General features: G+C 58.9%; 15 protein-coding genes and 2 pseudogenes. 6 read left to right on the top strand and 11 right to left on the bottom strand.

From position 1 onward, the window contains the following. Positions 1 to 130: 130 nt before the first annotated feature. From BUE92_RS05165 to BUE92_RS05145, 5 genes are all read right to left on the bottom strand, one after another. On the bottom strand, positions 131 to 508 hold the full coding sequence (locus BUE92_RS05165) for a response regulator (RefSeq protein WP_032897270.1): 378 nt from the start codon (positions 506 to 508) through the stop codon (positions 131 to 133). A 78-nt stretch (positions 509 to 586) separates the two neighbouring features. Continuing rightward, complete coding sequence (locus BUE92_RS05160; protein ID WP_073522312.1) at positions 587 to 1,780, bottom strand: hybrid sensor histidine kinase/response regulator; 1,194 nt, start codon at positions 1,778 to 1,780, stop codon at positions 587 to 589. Further along, positions 1,774 to 2,373: a chemotaxis protein CheB gene (locus tag BUE92_RS05155; RefSeq protein ID WP_073522311.1), complete on the bottom strand. Its 600-nt coding sequence runs from the start codon at positions 2,371 to 2,373 to the stop codon at positions 1,774 to 1,776. Before BUE92_RS05155 ends, BUE92_RS05160 begins: the two co-directional genes overlap by 7 nt. Next, positions 2,370 to 3,200, bottom strand: coding sequence for a CheR family methyltransferase (locus BUE92_RS05150; protein WP_178380686.1), 831 nt, complete (start codon positions 3,198 to 3,200; stop codon positions 2,370 to 2,372). Before BUE92_RS05150 ends, BUE92_RS05155 begins: the two co-directional genes overlap by 4 nt. Then, positions 3,201 to 6,698 carry a response regulator gene (locus BUE92_RS05145; protein ID WP_073522310.1) on the bottom strand — a complete coding sequence of 1,166 codons (3,498 nt, stop codon included), beginning with the start codon at positions 6,696 to 6,698 and terminating at the stop codon, positions 3,201 to 3,203. It abuts the gene before it with no gap. 261 nt (positions 6,699 to 6,959) lie between these two features. Here BUE92_RS05145 and BUE92_RS05140 point away from each other — a divergent pair, with 261 nt between their 5' ends. Together BUE92_RS05140 and BUE92_RS05135 are read left to right on the top strand one after the other, a co-directional pair. Then, positions 6,960 to 7,313, top strand: coding sequence for a response regulator (locus tag BUE92_RS05140; protein WP_073522309.1), 354 nt, complete (start codon positions 6,960 to 6,962; stop codon positions 7,311 to 7,313). Positions 7,314 to 7,427: 114 nt separating this feature from the next. Next, positions 7,428 to 8,828: a DUF1254 domain-containing protein gene (locus BUE92_RS05135; protein ID WP_073522308.1), complete on the top strand. Its 1,401-nt coding sequence runs from the start codon at positions 7,428 to 7,430 to the stop codon at positions 8,826 to 8,828. Between the two features lie 54 nt (positions 8,829 to 8,882). Here BUE92_RS05135 and BUE92_RS05130 read toward each other — a convergent pair whose 3' ends face one another. Both BUE92_RS05130 and BUE92_RS05125 read right to left on the bottom strand, forming a co-directional pair. Further along, the gene (locus tag BUE92_RS05130) at positions 8,883 to 9,554 is read right to left on the bottom strand and encodes a DUF3313 domain-containing protein (RefSeq protein WP_073522307.1); all 672 of its coding nucleotides are present in this window, start codon (positions 9,552 to 9,554) and stop codon (positions 8,883 to 8,885) included. Positions 9,555 to 9,669: 115 nt separating this feature from the next. Then, the gene (locus BUE92_RS05125) at positions 9,670 to 11,028 is read right to left on the bottom strand and encodes a M10 family metallopeptidase C-terminal domain-containing protein (RefSeq protein ID WP_073522306.1); all 1,359 of its coding nucleotides are present in this window, start codon (positions 11,026 to 11,028) and stop codon (positions 9,670 to 9,672) included. A 489-nt stretch (positions 11,029 to 11,517) separates the two neighbouring features. On the opposite strand from BUE92_RS05125, the gene BUE92_RS05120 reads away from it, so the two are divergent. Continuing rightward, a complete protein-coding gene (locus tag BUE92_RS05120) occupies positions 11,518 to 12,225 on the top strand; it encodes an aspartate/glutamate racemase family protein (protein ID WP_073522305.1) in 708 nt (235 codons plus the stop codon). A 123-nt stretch (positions 12,226 to 12,348) separates the two neighbouring features. Here BUE92_RS05120 and BUE92_RS05115 read toward each other — a convergent pair whose 3' ends face one another. Then, complete coding sequence (locus BUE92_RS05115; RefSeq protein ID WP_073522304.1) at positions 12,349 to 12,861, bottom strand: GNAT family N-acetyltransferase; 513 nt, start codon at positions 12,859 to 12,861, stop codon at positions 12,349 to 12,351. 105 nt (positions 12,862 to 12,966) lie between these two features. Between BUE92_RS05115 and BUE92_RS05110 the strand changes: the two are divergent. Then, positions 12,967 to 13,350 (top strand): annotated as a pseudogene (locus BUE92_RS05110) (class II histone deacetylase); the annotation flags it as partial. Positions 13,351 to 13,354: 4 nt separating this feature from the next. On the opposite strand, the gene BUE92_RS05105 reads toward BUE92_RS05110, so the two are convergent. Both BUE92_RS05105 and BUE92_RS05100 read right to left on the bottom strand, forming a co-directional pair. Next, the gene (locus BUE92_RS05105) at positions 13,355 to 14,494 is read right to left on the bottom strand and encodes a glycerate kinase (protein WP_073522303.1); all 1,140 of its coding nucleotides are present in this window, start codon (positions 14,492 to 14,494) and stop codon (positions 13,355 to 13,357) included. 205 nt (positions 14,495 to 14,699) lie between these two features. After that, complete coding sequence (locus BUE92_RS05100) at positions 14,700 to 15,800, bottom strand: sugar diacid recognition domain-containing protein (protein WP_073522302.1); 1,101 nt, start codon at positions 15,798 to 15,800, stop codon at positions 14,700 to 14,702. 157 nt (positions 15,801 to 15,957) lie between these two features. On the opposite strand from BUE92_RS05100, the gene BUE92_RS05095 reads away from it, so the two are divergent. Together BUE92_RS05095 and BUE92_RS27695 are read left to right on the top strand one after the other, a co-directional pair. Then, positions 15,958 to 17,268 (top strand): MFS transporter, encoded by a 1,311-nt coding sequence (locus BUE92_RS05095; RefSeq protein ID WP_073522301.1) that lies wholly within the window; start codon positions 15,958 to 15,960, stop codon positions 17,266 to 17,268. 178 nt (positions 17,269 to 17,446) lie between these two features. Beyond that, a complete protein-coding gene (locus BUE92_RS27695; RefSeq protein WP_143169946.1) occupies positions 17,447 to 18,316 on the top strand; it encodes a hypothetical protein in 870 nt (289 codons plus the stop codon). Positions 18,317 to 18,342: 26 nt separating this feature from the next. On the opposite strand, the pseudogene BUE92_RS28715 reads toward BUE92_RS27695, so the two are convergent. After that, positions 18,343 to 18,441: pseudogene (locus tag BUE92_RS28715) on the bottom strand (SDR family oxidoreductase); the annotation flags it as partial.

Here is an 18,441-nt window from a genome sequence, read left to right as displayed (position 1 = left end):
GATCCCCTTCTGTAGGAGCGAGCTTGCTCGCGAAAAACGTCAACAATAAAGCGTGCTTCCTGAGTGAACGCGGCGACTGTGAGTTTTTCGCGAGCAAGCTCGCTCCTACAAAAAACTTGACTGTCTGGTATTACGCCAATAACCGCTGGATATGCTCCTGCAGCGTATCCAGATCAAACGGTTTGGCCAGGATCGGCGCATTGCGCGTGATGGGGCTGTGGCAGTCCAGAATTTCCTGCGGGTAACCGCTGATAAAAATCACCTTCAGCTCCGGGCGCAATTTGATTGCCGGCTCGGCAATCTGCACGCCGGAGATCCCACCCGGCAGGCGGTAATCAGTCACCATCAGGTCCAGGTGCGGCTTGGTCGCAAGGATTTCGAAGGCCTGCTCCCCGTCGATCGCCTTCAAGACCCGGTAGCCCAAGCCTGCCAGGTACTCGCCCAGCACAAACATGATGGATTCGTCGTCCTCGACGATCAGTACGACATCTTGTGCATCTTCACTCATGGGAAGCCTTTGTCCGGTCAATTGCTGCAGTTACGACCATGGGGTCACGCAGAGGTTGCGTCGGGGTGACGATTGATTTCACTCGGCCACTTCCAAGGGCAGGCATACCCGGAACAGGGCGCCCTCACCTATCTGACTCTCGACCTCAATCGTGCCGCCATGGGCTGCCACGATCTGCTCGGAAATAAACAGTCCCAGGCCCAGGCCGGCTGCCGAATGGTTGGCCGAAACCCGTTCGAACTGCTGGAAAATACGCTTCTGGTTCTCCTCGCTGATACCAATGCCATAGTCGCGTACCTCTACCCGCGCTTCGCCATGCTCGGTATACACCCGCACCTGCACCGGGCTCTTGGCCCCATAGCGCAGGGCATTGGTCAGCAGGTTGGTGATCACCTGCTCGATGCGGAACTCGTCCCAACAGCCTTCCACCGGGCTTTCGGCCTGCAATTGCATGGACGACTCGGCGGCTGCCACTTGCGGCGCGAAGTTATCCACCAGGTTGCGGACCAGTTGCGCCAGGTCGATGCGTGCGGGGCGAATCGACAGCTTGCCGGTACGGATGCGCGACACGTCGAGCATGTCCTCGATCAGGCGGATCAGGCTCTGGATCTGGCGCTCATCACGGTCAACCATGGCGTGCATCTTGTCCAGGGTAAACGCCGCGGCGTTGTCCCGGGCCAGGTGCATCTTGCGCAGTTGGGTCTCCAGGATAAGCCCGTTGAGGGGCGTACGCACTTCGTGGGCAACAATCGACATGAAGTCGTCACGCATGCGTATCGCCTGCTCCAGTTCAGCCTGAGTGGCCTGCAGGCGCGTGAGCAACAGCTCCTGCTCACGGCGGCTGCGCTCCAGTTCCTCGACTTGCAGCTTCATCGCCTTGCTTTGGCGATACAGGTCGACGAACACATTGACCTTGCTCTTGACCGCATGGATATCCAGCGGCTTGTGCAGGAAGTCCACCGCGCCGCTTTCATAGCCCTTGAAGGCGTAGTTGAGTTCGCGGCCAGCGGCGCTGACGAACACGATGGGGATGTTCTTGGTCTTTTCGGTGCCGCGCATCAGTTCGGCCAGTTCGAAACCGTTCATGCCAGGCATCTGCACGTCGAGGATCGCCATGGCGAATTCATGTTCCAGCAACAAAGACAACGCCTCGTCGGCACTCAATGCCTTGAAGACCTGGCGATCTTCACGCTTGATCAGCGCCTCGAGGGCCAGCAGGTTTTCCGGCAGATCGTCGACGATCAGCAGTTTGGCCTGGACAGTACTTAACATGGGAAGGGTTCCAGGGAAGCCAGCAATGAGCCGATTCGGCTCAAGGAAAGAATATGGTCAGGTGTGTGCAAGGCCAGGGCCGCCAGGGGCATGACGGCAATGCGTGCCTCTTGTGGGTCCTGCACAATGGTAATGCCACCCGATTGCTTGACGTGGGCCAGCCCGCTTGCACCGTCCTGGTTGGCGCCAGTCAACAAAATGGCGAGCAGGCGAGGCCCATACACATCGGCCGCCGAGGAAAACAGGTAGTCGATGGCGGGTCTGGAATGGTGCACCCGGTCTTCCTGGCTCAGGGACAGGCTGCGGTCCTGCTCTACCGACAGGTGATAACCGGGCCCGGCAAAGTACAAGGTGCCCGCCTCCAGCGCTTCTTTGTCGCGGGCCTCCTTGACCGGGATGTTCAGGCGCCGCGCAAAGACTTCCGCCAGTTGGCTGCGGCGTTCGTCCGGCAGGTGCAGCACGGCAATGATCGGCAGGCCGAAGGTACTCGGCAACTGGCCGAAAATACTCAGCAACGCCTCAACGCCGCCGGCGGAAGCGCCGACGACGATGGCTTCGATCCCGCGAATCGGGGTGTCTGGCGCGTCGCTCATGATTTTCGGTAGATCCGTTCCTGCTTGACCAAGGGCTCGAATTGCTTGCTGTAGGCGGAAAAATCCAGGGTTTCCTTGCTGCCCAGCACCAAAAAGCCGCGATGACACAGCGATTCATGAAACAAGCCAAACGCTCGATCTTGCAATTTTTTATTGAAATAAATCAATACATTACGACATGAAATTAATTGAGTTTCTGAGAATACGCTGTCAGTTGCCAGGCTGTGGTCGGCAAAGGTTACGTTCTCGCGCAATGTCTTGTCGAAGATCGCGTAATCGTAAGCCGCCGTGTAGTAGTCGGCAAATGAACGTTGCCCGCCGGCCTGCTGATAATTGGCGGTATAAGCGCGCACGTTCTCCAGGGAAAAGATGCCCTGCTTGGCTTTATCCAGCGACGCCGGGTTGATGTCCGTGGCGTAGATGATGGTGCGTTCCAGCAAGCCTTCTTCACGCAGCAGGATGGCCATGGAGTACACCTCCTCGCCCGTGCTGCAGCCGGCGATCCAGATCTTGATCGACGGGTAGGTCTTGAGCAGCGGCACGACTTCCCGGCGAATCGCGAGGAAGTGCGACGGGTCGCGAAACATCTCGCTCACAGGGATGGTCAAGAACTGCAGCAACTGCATGAACGCGGCCGGGTCGTGCAACACGCGCTCTTGCAGTGCGGAAATGGTCGCGCAGTCGAACTGACGCAAGGCATGGGCCACACGGCGTTTGACCGACGCGCCCGAGTAGTCGCGAAAGTCATAGCTGTACTTGAGGTAAATCGCCTCGATCAACAGGCGCAGCTCAATATCGCTGCTCTTATCCAAGAAACACTGCTCCACTTAAATGCGTTCCATCTTCGGTAGCCATACGCGAATCAGTGAGAACAGGCGGTCCAGGTCAATCGGCTTGGCCAGGTAATCGTTTGAGCCTGCTGCCAGGCAACGCTCCTGATCGTCCTTCATGGCCTTGGCCGTCACGGCAATGATTGGCAGTTTTTTCCAGCGTGGGTCCTGGCGGATCAAGGCTGTGGCCTCGTAACCGTCCATCTGCGGCATCATCACGTCCATCAGCACCAGGTCGATATCGTCCACTTCATTGAGTCTGTCGATGGCTTCCTGGCCGTTACGCCCGATCACCACCACGGCGCCTTTGTGCTCCAGGGCGCTGGTCAGGGCGAAGATATTGCGTACGTCATCATCCACCAACAGTATCTTGCGCCCCTCGAAGACCTTGTCGCGGCTGCGGGCGGTCTTGAGCATCTTCTGGCGGTCATGGGACAACTGGGATTCGACTTTGTGCAGAAACAGCGTGACTTCATCCAGCAGACGCTCGGGCGAGCGCGCACCCTTGATGATGATCGAGCGTGAATACTTGCGCAGTTCGGCCTCTTCATCCCGGGTCAGGTTACGCCCGGTGTAGACGATCACGGGCGGAAACGAGCAGATGTCCTCGGTGGCCATGCGCTTGAGCAGCTCGTTGCCGAGCATGTCCGGCAGCTTGAGGTCGATGATCATGCAGTCATAAATGTTGGTGCGCAGCAGGTCCAGGGCTTCCTGGGCGAAGCCTACGGCAGTGATCTCGATGTCGTCGTCGCCGATCAGGCGGGCAATGCTGTCGCGCTGCAGGTCATCGTCTTCCACCAGCAGGATGCGCTTGACCTTCTGGGTCAACTTGGCTTCCAGGCGCGCGAACACGTCCTTGAGCTCCTCGCGGCTGGTGGGCTTGACCGCGTAGCCGATGGCGCCCATGTGCATGGCGGCTTCGACGCGGTCTTCCACGGAAATCACGTGCACCGGGATGTGGCGCGTGTTGGCGTGTTCCTTGAGGCGCTGCAGCACGGTCAGCCCGGAATGGTCTGGCAGGCGCATGTCCAGCAGGATGGCGTCGGGGATGTATTGCTCGGCGAGGCTGTAGCCCTCGTCGGCACCGTGGGCGACCAGGCAGTGGTAACCCAGCTCGTGGGCGAGGTCGAACAGGATTCGCGCAAAATTCGGCTCGTCTTCCACCACTAGGATGCAACGGGTGCTGAACGGCGCCTTTTCGCGGTCGTCGGCAAAACGTGGGATCAGCTTGGCGTCGGCTACCGGCAGCGGCGAAACCTTGACCGGCGCAGGCGCTGGTGCGACCACCACTTGGCGCGGTGGCTCGATCGGCGCCGCGTCCGCGTCGCGTTCGACATACTGTTCAGGCAATACGAGCGTGAAAATGCTGCCCTTGCCCGGTTCGCTGGTCACACTGATATAGCCGCCCAGCAAGGTGGCCAGGTCACGGGAAATCGACAAGCCCAGGCCTGTACCGCCGTAACGGCGATTGGTGGTGCCGTCGGCCTGGCGGAAGGCTTCAAAGATGCTTTCCTGTTGATCCGGGGCGATACCAATGCCGGAATCGCGCACGGTAAAGGCAATGCCCTCCCCCGGCGCGCGGGAAACCGACAGGCTGACCTCGCCCTGTTCGGTGAACTTGATGGCGTTGGACAACAGGTTCTTGAGGATCTGCTCAAGGCGCTGGCGATCAGTAAACAGCAAGGTTGGCGAGCCTTGCTGCACGTCCACCTGGAAGCCCAGCTTGCGGTCCTTTGCCAGCGGCTCGAACATGCCGCGCAGGCCATCCACCAGGCGCTCGACGCTGGCGTTTTCGGGGCGCACTTCCAGCTTGCCGGCTTCGACCTTGGAAATATCCAGGATGTCGTTGATCAGGTTGAGCAAGTCATTGCCGGCCGAATAGATCGACTCGGCAAACTTGACCTGCTCGGCACTGAGGTTTTCCTGAGGGTTATCTGCCAGCAATTTGGCCAGAATCAGCGAGCTGTTCAGCGGCGTACGCAGCTCGTGGGACATGTTGGCCAGGAATTCGGACTTGTACTTGCTGGAGCGCTGCAGCTCATCGGCGCGGTCTTCCAGCTCCAGCTGGGCCTGGTTCAGCTCGATGTTCTTGCGGTCCATGGCGTCGCGCTGGTCGGCCAGGGTCTGGGTCTGTTCGGCCAATTGCTCGTTGGTCTGCTCAAGCTCAGCCTGCTGGGTCTCCAGGTGGGCCTGGGACTCCTTGAGGATGCGCGACTGTTCTTCCAGCTCTTCGTTGGCGGTCTTGAGTTCTTCCTGCTGCACTTGCAGTTCTTCGTTGAGCTGCTGGGTCTCGGCCAGCACCTCCTGCAAGCGCTGGCGATAGCGCGCGGCTTCGATGGAGGTGCCGATATTGCCGGCGATCAGTTCCAGCAGTTCGATATCACGCTCATCCAGCGGGCGCAGGAAACCCAGCTCGACCACGCCATTGACACGGTCATCATCGCTGGTGGGCACCACCAATACGCTGCGGGCGGCGCCTTCGCCAAGGCCGGAACTGACCTTGAAGTAATCCACCGGCACATCGTCCAGGCGAATCAGGCGATCGTGCTGGGCGGCCTGCCCAACGATGCCTTCGTCACTGTAGATCGACTGTTCGTGTTGTTCCTGCTCGCGGGAGAAGCCATACGTGGCCACACGCTTGAGGCCGCCATGTTCCTCGCGCACATACAGTGCGGCGACGGCCGAGCCCATGTACTGGGCGAAGAACTGCAGGATATTGCGTCCCAGCATGTTCAGGGTCAGTTGGCCCAGCACTTGCTCGGCCAGTTCGGTCTGGCCATTGCGCAGCCAGGCGGTTTGCTCCAGGCGCCGTGCAATCTTCTGTTGCGACGCGAGGTTTGCACTGTAGCTCACTGAAAGTGAGAGTAAATTCCTCCTTCCAATGTAGGCCAGAAACCCACTCAACCCCAGGACAAACACCAAGTACAGCGTGACACTGATCACCGTCGTGCGAGTGACCTCTGCGTTACGGGTAATACGGAACTGTTGCTCCATCGCTACCGCGTCTTCGTATTCCTTGCGAATTTCATCGGTGAGCCGCTTGCCCCGGCCCCCCTTGACGGCGCCACGATAATCACCGCTGTTGCGCTGCAGCTCAATCATCGACTGTGCGTAGTTGTTCCATTCGATCTGCAAGGCTTCCAAGCGCTTGAGCCGGTCAACCTGCTGCGGATTGTCGGCTACCAGGTCTTGCAGATTGCGCAGGTCGGCAATGATCCGCGGCTTGGCCACTTCGTACGGATCAAGGAAGTGCTCGTCACCGGTGATCAGGAACCCGCGCATACCTGTTTCCAGGTCAACCGTCAGTTTGGACGTCTCATTGAGGTTGTTAATGACGCGGTCGGTGTGCTCCACCCACTGGATCACCGAGAGCAGATAGGTAATCAGGCAGACGAAAAACACCGCGCTGAGCACGCCCACGCCCAACGGCAGGGCCACGTTTCGGCTCAGCAGGGTACGAAAGCTCTTTTCATCGACGGATGACGCGGGAGTCATGGGCATGCCTTGGCCAAATGCGGGAAAACCGCAAGTTTGCCCGAATAACATGGCTCAACGCTATGTTTGTGCGTCGATTGGCAGCGGATGCGCTCAAGCGGATGGCGACGGTACCTTTTGAGTCAGCACACAAGCTGACGGGACTTTTTGCGTCGCTAAGGTCACAATGCCAGCAATTGCTTCGGAACTTGCTGGCATTGTTATCACTCACAATCTAGTTGCCTTTAAGCCCAGCGCTCTCACTGTTCAGGAAAGTTCACTATGCCCCACGCCTCCACCATCCTTGTAGTCGAAGACGACGCCATCGTGCGCATGCTGATCGTCGATGTCCTCGAAGAGTTGGAGTTCCAGGTGCTCGAAGCCGCGGATGCTGAGCAAGCGTTGGCGATGGTTAAAAATACCGACCAGATCATCGACCTGATGATGACCGACGTTGGCCTGCCCGACATGGACGGCAAACAACTGGCAACCCAAGTGCGCGAACTGCGCGCCACTCTGCCGATTCTGTTTGCCAGCGGCTATGCCGAAAATATTGATGTGCCCGCCGGCATGCAGGTGATTGGCAAGCCGTTCTCGATCGATCAATTGCGTGACAAAGTCAAATCCATGCTCTAACGCCCCTCTTCCATCGTCCTTTGCAGAGATTAACGTGACGACCGGCCAATAAAACAGGAAACTCAGCGCCTTTACGCCACGCTCTTAGCTAGCACTCAGGAAGGACGCAACAACATGATTGGAAAACCGACGCGCCTGCTGTTGGCGAGCCTCTCGATACTCATAAGTTCAGGCGCCTGGGCTGACTTCACCGCAAGCCCCAGCGAAGCCAGGGCCATCGCCAAGGAAGCCTACCTGTACGGCTTCCCGGTGGTGCAGATGTACAAGACGCTCTACACCCAGGCCGTTGACAAGGGCGGCGCCCACTTCAAGGCGCCGTTCAACCGTATCGAAAACAATGCCCAGGTGCTCCCCCCCAAGGACAGCGCAGTTACCACCCCGAACGTCGACACGCCCTACTCGTTCGTGTGGATGGACCTGCGCAAAGAGCCTCTGGTGCTGACCCTGCCCAAGATTGAAGACAACCGCTATTACTCGGTGCAGTTGATCGACCTCTATACGCAGAATTTTGCCTACCTGGGTACCCGCAGTACCGGCAATAACGGCGGCCACTACATGATTGCCGGGCCAGACTGGAAAGGTCAGCAGCCGGTGGACATTGACCGTGTGGTCTACAGCGAAAGCAACATCGCCTACGCCCTTTACCGCACGCAACTGTTTGATGACAAAGACCTGGGCAAGGTCAAGCAGATCCAGAGCGGCTACAAAGTGCAGGCGCTGAGCAGCTATGTGAAGCAACCGGCCCCGGCCAAGGTGCCGAAGATCCAGTGGCCCAAGCCGATGGCAACCATGACCGAAGGCCCGCAGCTGTTTCGCTACCTGAATTTCATGCTGGCCTTCGCCGCGTCCCAGGACAGCGAAAAAGACCTGCTGGCGCGCTTTGCCAAAATCGGTATCGTCCCGGGCGGGCCGTTCAAGGTGAACCAGTTGACCGCCGAGCAGCGCAAGGCCCTGGAAGACGGCATCGCCGATGGCCGCGCCGAATACGCCGCGTTCAAGAAGTCCAAGGTGGATACCCACCAAGTGAACAGCGCAGACCTGTACGGCAACCGCGACCACCTGCAAAACAATTACCTGTACCGCTACGCCGGTGCCGAGCTGGGGATGTTCGGCAACTCCAGTGATGAAGCCGCGCACTTTAGCTATGTCATCGACAGCGAGGGCAAGCCGGCCAATGGTGCACGTCACAGCTACACCGTGCATTTTGCCAAGGACCAGCTGCCGCCGGCTGATGCGTTCTGGTCGCTGACGATGTACGACGCCAAGACCAGATTGTTGGTGCCAAACCACAAGAAGCGCTACCTGATCAACTCGCAGATGTTGCCCAGCCTCAAGCTCGACGCGGAGGGTGGCTTGACCCTGGCATTGCAACACCACGAGCCCCCCAAGGCTGAGCAGAGCAACTGGTTGCCGGCCCCGCCCGGGCCGTTCTATGCGGTCTTGCGTATTTACCTGCCCAAGCCTGAAGTCGCTAGCGGCCAGTGGAAGCTACCAGCGTTGACGCCGCTTAAATAAGCTTTGCGAATAAAAAAGCGCGGCGGGTGATTACCCGCCGCGCTTTTTTTTGGCTCAGTGTTTTTTCAGTTTCACGTAGGACTGGTGCAGGTCCGACGCCCAACCGTCGATGACGCTTTTCACATCGTCGGCCTTCATCACTTGGGAGTCATTAGCCAGCGGCTTGCCGGTGCCTTTGCGCACCACTTGGGCCAGAACTTTATGAGTGGCACCATCGAGGAACTGCGCCTCGGTGCCCAAGGTGGTCTCCTGGTCGCGAATGCCGGTGCCCGTACTCACTGCCGCAGCCACCAGGGCGACGGGAATAAATTCATAAGGCTTGAGGCTTTCGGTCTTGCTGCTCACGGCGGTAATCGCCGCCCTCACCACGATCACCCCTGGGCCTGGGGCATTGGCCACGGGCAGTGACTGGGCCAGCTCGCGCTTGAGCGCCTGGTTGTAATAGTCATTGATGCCGCGCAACGTGCTCTCGGGAATCCGGGAGGTGGCCTGGGGCTTGGGGTAAAACTGGGTGGGCTCGATGTAGACCGCGGTGTAGCGGCTCAGGTCCAGCTGTGGATCAACCCAGCGCATCACCTCGGCCCCCGAGGGTGACTTGGCCTCCTTGAGCTGGCTGTAGTTGGAAAGAAACCCTGAATACTCATCCGGCTGCACCACCTTGCTGGCGCAACCGGCCAAACCGAACGAGGCAACACACAGTGTGCCGATCATTAGCCTTAGCTTCATTAGTGAACTCCCTGGCGACCATCATCGTAAGAATGAGTTGTAGGTATAGCCAATACTTGGGCAGTACACCTAATTTCGCTCGGTGCCAGCCATTGCAAGCATCAAAACATTCAGGTCAAGCACGGAAATCGGAAGGCACGATTCGCCCACTTGTGCTCATCATGAAGTCCTCTTTTTTGTCGCCATCGAAATCGAAACGCAACAAGGTGAGATTATGGCTGCGATAATATTCCCGGGTGACGGTGAGTTGAGGGTGGGCGGCGCGCAGGGCTGAAATATCCAATTTATCCTTGCCGCTGACGAAGTCCATTATTGCGGTGTTTGCGAAGCTGGCGGATGAGTCGCTCGCGCCGATAACGAAGGTATTTTTACCAGGCCCGCCTGACAGCCTGTTAAAGCCAGAGTTCGCCTTGACATAAAGAATGTCATCGCCCTCGCCGCCCTCCAGTTCGTTGCCGGAGTCATTCCCAATAAGAATGTCGTTGCCAGCACCGCCAATAGCCCGTTCGATGGTGACGCCATTGGCGATCGAAACGTTCCCTATGCCTCCCCCGACATTAGAGAAGCTGCCCGATCTCAAGTTGATAACCTGATCTTGCTTGAATGCGGAAAAATCGAATGTGTCTCTACCACCGGCGTCCCACACGCAAAACACTGGTAAATCATCGACCGACTTCAATTTGAATACTTCACGATCGGCATTGGAGTTAAAGCCATACGTCGTATCTCCGGTACGCGTTTGGAGGTTCGCACCGAATTGATCTTGCATGACTGCAATATCATCCATCATCGGTGTACTTGAATACTGATTGTCCTCCCCATGCCCTTTATTGAAGCGATGGTCTGAGCGGGTTTCCAGAAAAGGACTTCTTACCGTGTAAGCCAGCGTATTTTCCGCGTACTTGTTTCCCGGTGCTGCGGACGCCAGGTCAGGAAGACCTAATTTAAAGGCCGCAGCCTTTGCAATGATGTGCCGCCCAAAATTATTGGGTTTTTCCAGCCCATCGGCATTGCTCTGGTTCAGCGTTACCTGCACCTTGCCGGGCTCGTCATCGGAAACGGGCGCATACCAGGGGGCCTGCCACTTGAAGCTACTGCCATCAACCTTAAGCTGCATATGATGGGATTTTGCATTGACAGACTCTTCGAACCGAACTTTTGCAACATCGCTGAAATTATTCAGGGTCTCACGGACGACGCCTTTTTGTGCTTCTGTGAACTGGCTGGTCGTGGCGCCCGTTTCGGGACGATTGGAGAACTCATACGTTACTTGCGCGGGGTCCCCGGAACGCAGTGAACCCGCAAATCCGCCTGCATGTTTTGCCCCCTCTAATACCTGGTCCATCGACAATGAAGCTTGGCGATGTTTAATTTGATTGCCGCGGTCGCCTGCATGAGCAATCTCGACGACAGTCCTGTGTGCCTCGCTGGTGGCATATGCCCTTGCCAGAGCAGTGTTCGGATCAATATTCATCAGGTGGTCCTGAAGGAACTGGGAATTTTTTACTCGTCTGGCGGCCGACCCGTAACCTGAGTATCAGTGGTATTCCTACGCAAAACAGTTCCAAACCCTGACCTGGCAATTGAGGCATGCAGTGAGGCAGCCTTCGCTGGCAAGCCCGCACACAGTTGGATCGCGGGCCCCTACCAACACACCAGAGTCTGCGCTCGGTGCGTGGGCGCCCGCCCGCACAATGCTATTCCCAGGTCGAGCAGTGCCGTGGTGGTCAACCGACGCGCGCCACGCCTGCCGATCAAACCGTATCGCTGCGCCAAGCAAGCGCATGCGCACGCAGCCGTTTCATGAGCGCTCATGGGCTGATCGGTCGTTCGTGCTGAGCACCGAACAATGATCGATCACCCACGTTGCTTGAACTGCTCCGGTGAATTGGTCGGCAACTGCGTATGACTCATCAGCCTCGAGTGGGTAAGGTGAAGGCACATCCCTTTTCAGGAGCACCCTATGCGCACCATCGGCCTTATCGGCGGCATGAGCTGGGAGTCCAGCGCCGAGTATTACCGCCTTATCAACCAGCGTGTGCGCGACCGTCTTGGTCCGCTGCGGTCGGCGCAAGTGTTGATGTACAGCGTGGATTTCGGCCCGGTGGAACAGGCTCAGCATGCCGGGCGTTGGGACGATGCCGCGCTGATCCTGGAAGATGCTGCACGGCGCTTGCAGGTCGGGGGCGCTGATTGTGTGGTGCTGTGTACTAACACCATGCACTTGGTGGCTCCGCGTATTGAGGCGGCGGTGTCGATCCCCTTCCTGCATATTGCTGATGCCACGGCGGCGGCGGCTCTGGAGGCTGGGACCCTGACGGTAGGCTTGCTGGGTACCGCATTCACCATGGAGCAGGACTTCCTCAAGTCCCGCCTTGCCGCCCAGGGGCTCAACGTGCTGGTGCCAGACGCGGACGAACGCAAGGCGGTACACCGAATCATCTATGAAGAATTGTGCGTGGGTGTCATCAGTGACACCTCGCGCCAGGTATACCAGCGGGTGATCCAGGCACTCGCTGCACAAGGCGCCCAGGCAATCATCCTGGGCTGCACGGAAATCTGCCTGCTGATCCAGCCCGAACACAGCGCCCTGCCGCTGCTGGACACCACCGCGTTGCACGCGCAGGCCGCAGTGGGGTTTGCCTTACAGGGCATCTGTACCGGGCGCTGATTCTGTGGGCAATGCATGACCCGTGTGGGAGCTGGCTTGCCTGCGATAGCGGTGGTTCAGTTGAAGATTCAGTGACTGACACTCCGCCTTCGCGGGCAAGACCGCTCCCACAGTTCTACAGCATCAAGCCGAGGTGCGCAGGCGCGCCATGCTCAGGGTGTCGACAAACATACCGTCGCGCAGGGCGTAATCGCGCAGCAGCCCTTCCACTTCGAAACCGAACTTGCGGTACAGGTTGTGTGCAGGCTCGTTGTCCGCGTAGACCGTCAGCTCCACACGGTGCAGGTTCATCCAGTTGTCAGCCACCTCCAGCGCAGCCTTCAATAGCCGCGAGCCTACGCCCTTGCCCTGCCAGGCGGGCGCCACGCCCATACCCAACGAGCCAACGTGGCTCTGGCGTACACGCAGGTATTGCTCAAGCCCCAGTTGGCCAATTACCTCACCGCCCTGCACCGCCACCAGTTGCAGGCGCCGCTCGTTATCCATCACCAGGCGCTTGCGCCACATCTCAACCGACTGAAAAGGCATTTGCAGCACCTGGCGGCAAACAGCCGGTTCGTTGTAGAGCGCGGCCACGCCCTCCAGGTGGGCCTCGGTAAAACGCTGGATCACGATAGACGGTTCAGGTGGGTGCATTGCATTTCATCCTATGAAAGACAGGGGGACGGCCAGTGTAGAGGCTAAGGCGCATAGCTGACGAGCCGGGAGTTTTCCCACCGGTCAACCAGCACCATCCTGCATCTGAACGTTTGCTTTCTCGCCAACATTGCCATTGCCATCGAGGCCGCCAAGGTCCGCAGCGGGCTGGGCAAAGTCGCCGTGATCGACTGGGATGTGCACCACGGCAACGGCACGCAGTCGATCTTCGAAGAACGAGCCGATGTGTTGACGATTTCCCTGCATCAGGACGGCTGCTACCCGCCTGGCTACAGCGGCGAGCAGGATCGAGGCCGCGGGGCCGGCGTTGGGGCCAACATCAATGTTCCGTTGCCGCCAGGCAGTGGTCACGCCACCTATCTACACGCCATGGAACGCATCGTAATACCGGTGCTGGAGCGCTTCGAGCCGGAGCTGATCATCGTTGCTTGCGGTTATGACGCCAACGCCGTGGACCCGTTGGCGCGCGGGGTCAGCGAGTAGCTGCCAAGCGCCACACCCGCGCAATGTCCGAGGCCCGCTCACGCAACAGGCGCGGCGCCTCGTGACAGGCCTGTTCCAGTGACATCGGACCCGACGGCAAAGCAAATGCTGCGTCCACACCCTGGGCATACATCTGCTCGTAGCCCTCGCCCAATGTCCCCGCGATGACGACCACCGGCACGCCCTGTCGCTGGGCAATGCGCGCCACGCCAAACGGGGTTTTGCCACGCAGGGTCTGGGCGTCGAAGCGGCCTTCGCCGGTAATCACCAGATCGGCGCCACGCACCGCTTCATCCAGGCCAACCAATTCAGCAACCACCTCGACCCCTGGACGAAACTGGGCGGCGAGGAACGCCTTGGCAGCAAAGCCCAGGCCACCGGCGGCGCCGCTGCCAGGTTCGTCGCGCACATCCTTGGGCAGCACCTGGGTGCAATGGTCAGCGAAGTGCCCAAGGGCCGCGTCCAGTTGTGCCACCTGCTCGGGGCTCGCGCCTTTTTGCGGGCCGAAAATCGACGACGCTCCGTGAGGGCCGCACAAGGGATTGTTGACGTCGGCCGCGATTTCAAAACGCACCTGTGCCAGGCGCGGGTCCAGTTGTTCGAGGCTGATATGGGCCAGGCGTGCCAACGCCAACCCACCCGCCGGCAGTGGCTGGCGTTCGCTATCCAATAGCTGCACGCCAAGGGCCTGCATCGCCCCCGCGCCGCCATCGTTGGTAGCACTGCCACCAATCGCCAGGATAATTCGCTGCGCCCCGGCATCCAGCGCGGCGCGGATCAACTCGCCGGTGCCATAGGTGGTACTTGCACACGCGTCGCGCTGCCCCGGCGCGACGAGTTGCAGGCCGCTGGCCTCGGCCATCTCGATCATCGCGGTATGGCTGTCGGCCAACCATCCCCAACGCGCTTCGACGCTGCCGCCCAGCGGGCCTCGGACCGTTTGCCTGCGCAATTGCCCCTTACATGCGGCAAGCACCGCATCTACCGTGCCTTCACCGCCATCGGCCATCGGGCACTGAAGCATGTGCGCATCCGGCCAGACCTCGGCCCACCCCTCGGCAATCGCCTGGGCGACACCTGCGGCACTCAGGCTGTCTTTGAACGAGTCGGGGGCGATCACGATTTTCATGGGCTTTCTCCGGTTTTTATAACGCCCATGCTGCCAGTTGGCTGGGGCAATGACGCGGGGCCGATGCACAAGTGTGGGTGAGGTTTATTGTTCATTCCTACAATGCCCGTTGTAAGAGCGAGCTTGCTCGCGAAAAACCGGAGCGCGCCGCAGAGAATCAGGTTCCCTGCGTTATCGTTGACGTTTTTCGCGAGCAAGCTCGCTCCTACAGGGGATGGGGCAACAGTTGCACGCCCAGGTACAGGGCAAGCATACCGTCGAGGGTCAGCGGGTCTACCCCGCTGAGTTCGGCTATGCGCTCCATGCGGTAGCGCAGGCTGTTGCGGTGGATGCCCAGTGCATCTGCGCACGCCTGGCTTTGCCCATCGTGCTCGCACCAACTGCGCAACGTGGCGAGCAGTTGCCCGTTGCTGTCCTTGGCCAACACTTTGCGCAACGGGTTGAGCAGTTCCTCCAGGGCGTCGTCGTTGCGATGACGCCACAGCATCACCGGCAGGCGATAACGGGTGAGGGTCAGCAGGCGTGATTGCGGCAGGATATCGCGGCCATAAGCAAGCAGATCACCCACCCGCCGATAGCAGCGGCGCAGCCCCGCCAAACCCTCCGCTTGCCCGCCGATGGCAACGCGCAGGATGTTCCAACCCAGGCCGTCGAGCTTTTCCAGCAAGCGGGGGTTATCGACCTGCACCGCAGCAGGTCGGCACCACAGCAAGGAAAACTGCGCAGAGCTGACGCACCAACTGTCTGGGTAGCGGCTGGCGAGCCAGGCGCTGAGGGCCTCCGCCGTTTGGCCCGCGCCCAGTTCAAACAGGTACGGTGTGCGCGCCAGTTGTGGCTTGAGACCCAGTTGCCTGGCTTCGTCCACCAGGCGCGGGGAGTCGCCGCTGTCGGCCAACAGCAGGGCCAGCAGATCATCGCAACGCTGGCGCCGCCATTGTTGTTCGGCTTGCTGGTGGCGCTGGCTGACCAGCATTTCAGCGGTCATGCGCACCAGTTCGGCATAGGTGCGCAACCCGTCCGGCTCACCGGTGATGCCCAGCACGCCGATCAGCCGTTGATCATGCAGCAACGGCAGGTTGATGCCCGGCTGTACGCCCTTGAGATGCTTGGCGGTCGGCCCGTCGATTTCCACCACGCGCCCATTGGCCAACACCAGTTGCGCCCCTTCATGGCGAGTGTTGATACGCTCCGGCTCGCCGCTGCCGAGGATCAAGCCCTGGCTGTCCATGACATTGACGTTATAGGGCAGGATCGCCATGGTGCGATCGACAATCTCCTGCGCCAGGGCATGATCCAGCTCGAACATGGGGCTAATTTCCTGAAAAAGGTTGTTCACCGGCACAGCGCAAAGGCTGCTTCGCTGTGCGTCAGCACAAAGACAGTCGCCCATCATGTCACCGAGACTGTTGGGGCGGTCAACGTTACCCTCACACCGCGAAAAATCATAATAAAGAGAGAATCCCATGTCACAGAGCGCCACTGCCGCACTGGCCAGCGATGACGATAAAAACGCCATCTACAAGCGCATCACCCTGCGCCTGATCCCCTTCATCTTTATCTGCTACCTGTTCAATTACCTCGACCGGGTAAACGTTGGCTTTGCCAAGTTGCAGATGCTCGATGCGTTGAAATTCAGTGAAACCGTATACGGCCTGGGGGCCGGAATTTTCTTTATCGGCTACGTGCTGTGCGGCGTGCCGAGTAACCTGGCGCTGACCCGGTTCGGCCCGCGCCGCTGGATCGCGTTGATGATGATCGTGTGGGGTACGCTCTCCACATGCCTGCTGTTTGTGACCACGCCCACGCATTTCTACACCTTGCGCCTGTTTACCGGTGCCGCTGAAGCCGGCTTCTTCCCAGGGGTGGTGTTGTACCTTTCGCAGTGGTTCCCGACCTTCCGCCGGGGCCGGATCATGGCGCTGTTCATGTCGGCTATTCCGGTGTCCGGCTTACTCGGCAGCCCGTTTTCCGGCTGGATTCTCAATCACTTCGCCGCCGGCCAAGGTGGCTTGGCGGGCTGGCAGTGGATGTTCCTGCTGCAAGGCATCCCGACCGTAATCCTCGGTGCCCTCGCCTACTTCCTGCTCAGTGACAGTTTCGCCAACGCCAAGTGGCTCAAGCCCCATGAGCGTGCAGTATTGGAAGCCGACCAGGCCACGGACCTGGCGAACAAACCGAAAACCACCAGCGACTCTCTGGCCGAAGTGTTCAAGAACCCGGCGATCTGGGCATTCGGCCTGATCTATTTCTGCATCCAGAGTGGCGTGTATGCGATCAACTTCTGGCTGCCTTCGATCATCAAGAACCTGGGCTTCAGCGATAACCTGGTGATTGGCTGGCTCAGCGCGATTCCGTATCTGTTGGCGGCGGTGTTCATGTTGCTGGTGGGCCGCTCCGCCGATTTGCGCAAGGAACGCCGCTGGCATTTGGTTGTGCCGATGTTGATGGGCGCAGTCGGCCTGGTCATTGCGGTCAACTTCGCCACCACCCCAGCTATTGCCATTCTCGGCCTGACTATCGCCACCATGGGCGCCCTCACTGGCCTGCCGATGTTCTGGCCGGTACCCACCGCCATGCTCAGCGCGGGCGCGGCAGCGGGTGGCCTGGCGCTGATCAACTCCATGGGGCAGATGGCGGGCTTTCTCAGCCCGTATATCGTGGGTTTTGTGAAGGATGCCACCGGGTCCACGGATGTGGCTTTGTATCTGCTGGCGGCGGTGATTGTGGGCGGGAGTGTGTTGGCGTTGCGGATGACGCGGACGTTGAAGGCGTAACAACGTCGCGATAAGCGTCTTTGAAGCAGAGGTAAGCCTCAAGGGCGCCGGCCGCAAGTACAAGGTGGAATAAGAATAATGCGTTTTAAACCTGTCATATTTGACAGTACTCAGTCCCTCCAGAGTTACGTACGCTGCCGGTGTGGCTATTCCACATTCACCTGAGAGGGGCACTGACATGCGCAGCGAAACAGTAAAAGGCACCAACGGGACGTTTGTAGTCACAGTCCGAGGTGCCCAAACCATAGACTTCGAAGGCGATCCCAACGAAATGCGGCTGGAACGCGAGTTAAACAATGAATGGCATTTGGTGGGACTCCGCCGTTTATCCAATAAGCCCGAGGACTATGAAGCTTGTGATGTGTATCTGCCGGCTGATCTACCCACGGACGGAACCCCAAAGATTTACCAGTTTGGAAACAACACAGCCAGACTTCACTTTTGGACCCGTGAAAATCAAGGCAGCCAAACTTATGTCGCAGTTGATGGATCAGTAAAAGTGGCCTTAGACGGTACGCATATAACAGCATCGTTCTCCTGTACCGCTGCATTTGGAAGTCGCCAGCTGACGCTTTCTAACGGAGAGGTAGACCTGACCGGTCTTTCAGCTGGCTTGACCGCACAATACCCGGCAACGGGCGAGTTGAGCGTGGATTTCGTGGGCGGACCATTACCTGGTTCGAAATTTTTCGCGACTGAATTTAGGATCGATAGCTCTGATTTTGGCGGCCACCGCCCAGACCGCCGAATATTTATTGGCGACCATTACGATAAAGACCTGCCGCTGACCCGTAATATTTTTTCCATCGTGATCAATAAGGAGGCGAAAGGACTGATCCATGATTTGGCCGATAACAACAACGTCCGGGTTCAGTTTCAACGACTCGACACGTACGGGACGGTGACAGCCCATGCGGGTAAGCTGAAACTCAACGAAGAAGTCACCGACGATCATGGTTCAGGTGAATTTTCCTGTTCCTTTCGAAGAAATGACGGACCTGTGTTCACTGCCGAGGGGAGGTTTCGACTGACCAGGGCCCGCCGCTGAGTCAATCGGTTCACTGGCGGGGTGGTTTACAGTTGCCCCCCGCCGTCAATGTCAATGATGCTGCCAGTCATAAAACTGTTCTCCATCGCCAGCACATACCCCACCGCCACTTCTTGTGCCCGCCC

Source organism: Pseudomonas fluorescens (genome assembly GCF_001902145.1).
Classification (GTDB): domain Bacteria; phylum Pseudomonadota; class Gammaproteobacteria; order Pseudomonadales; family Pseudomonadaceae; genus Aquipseudomonas; species Aquipseudomonas fluorescens_BV.
This window is presented reverse-complemented; position numbering and strand designations above follow the sequence as displayed.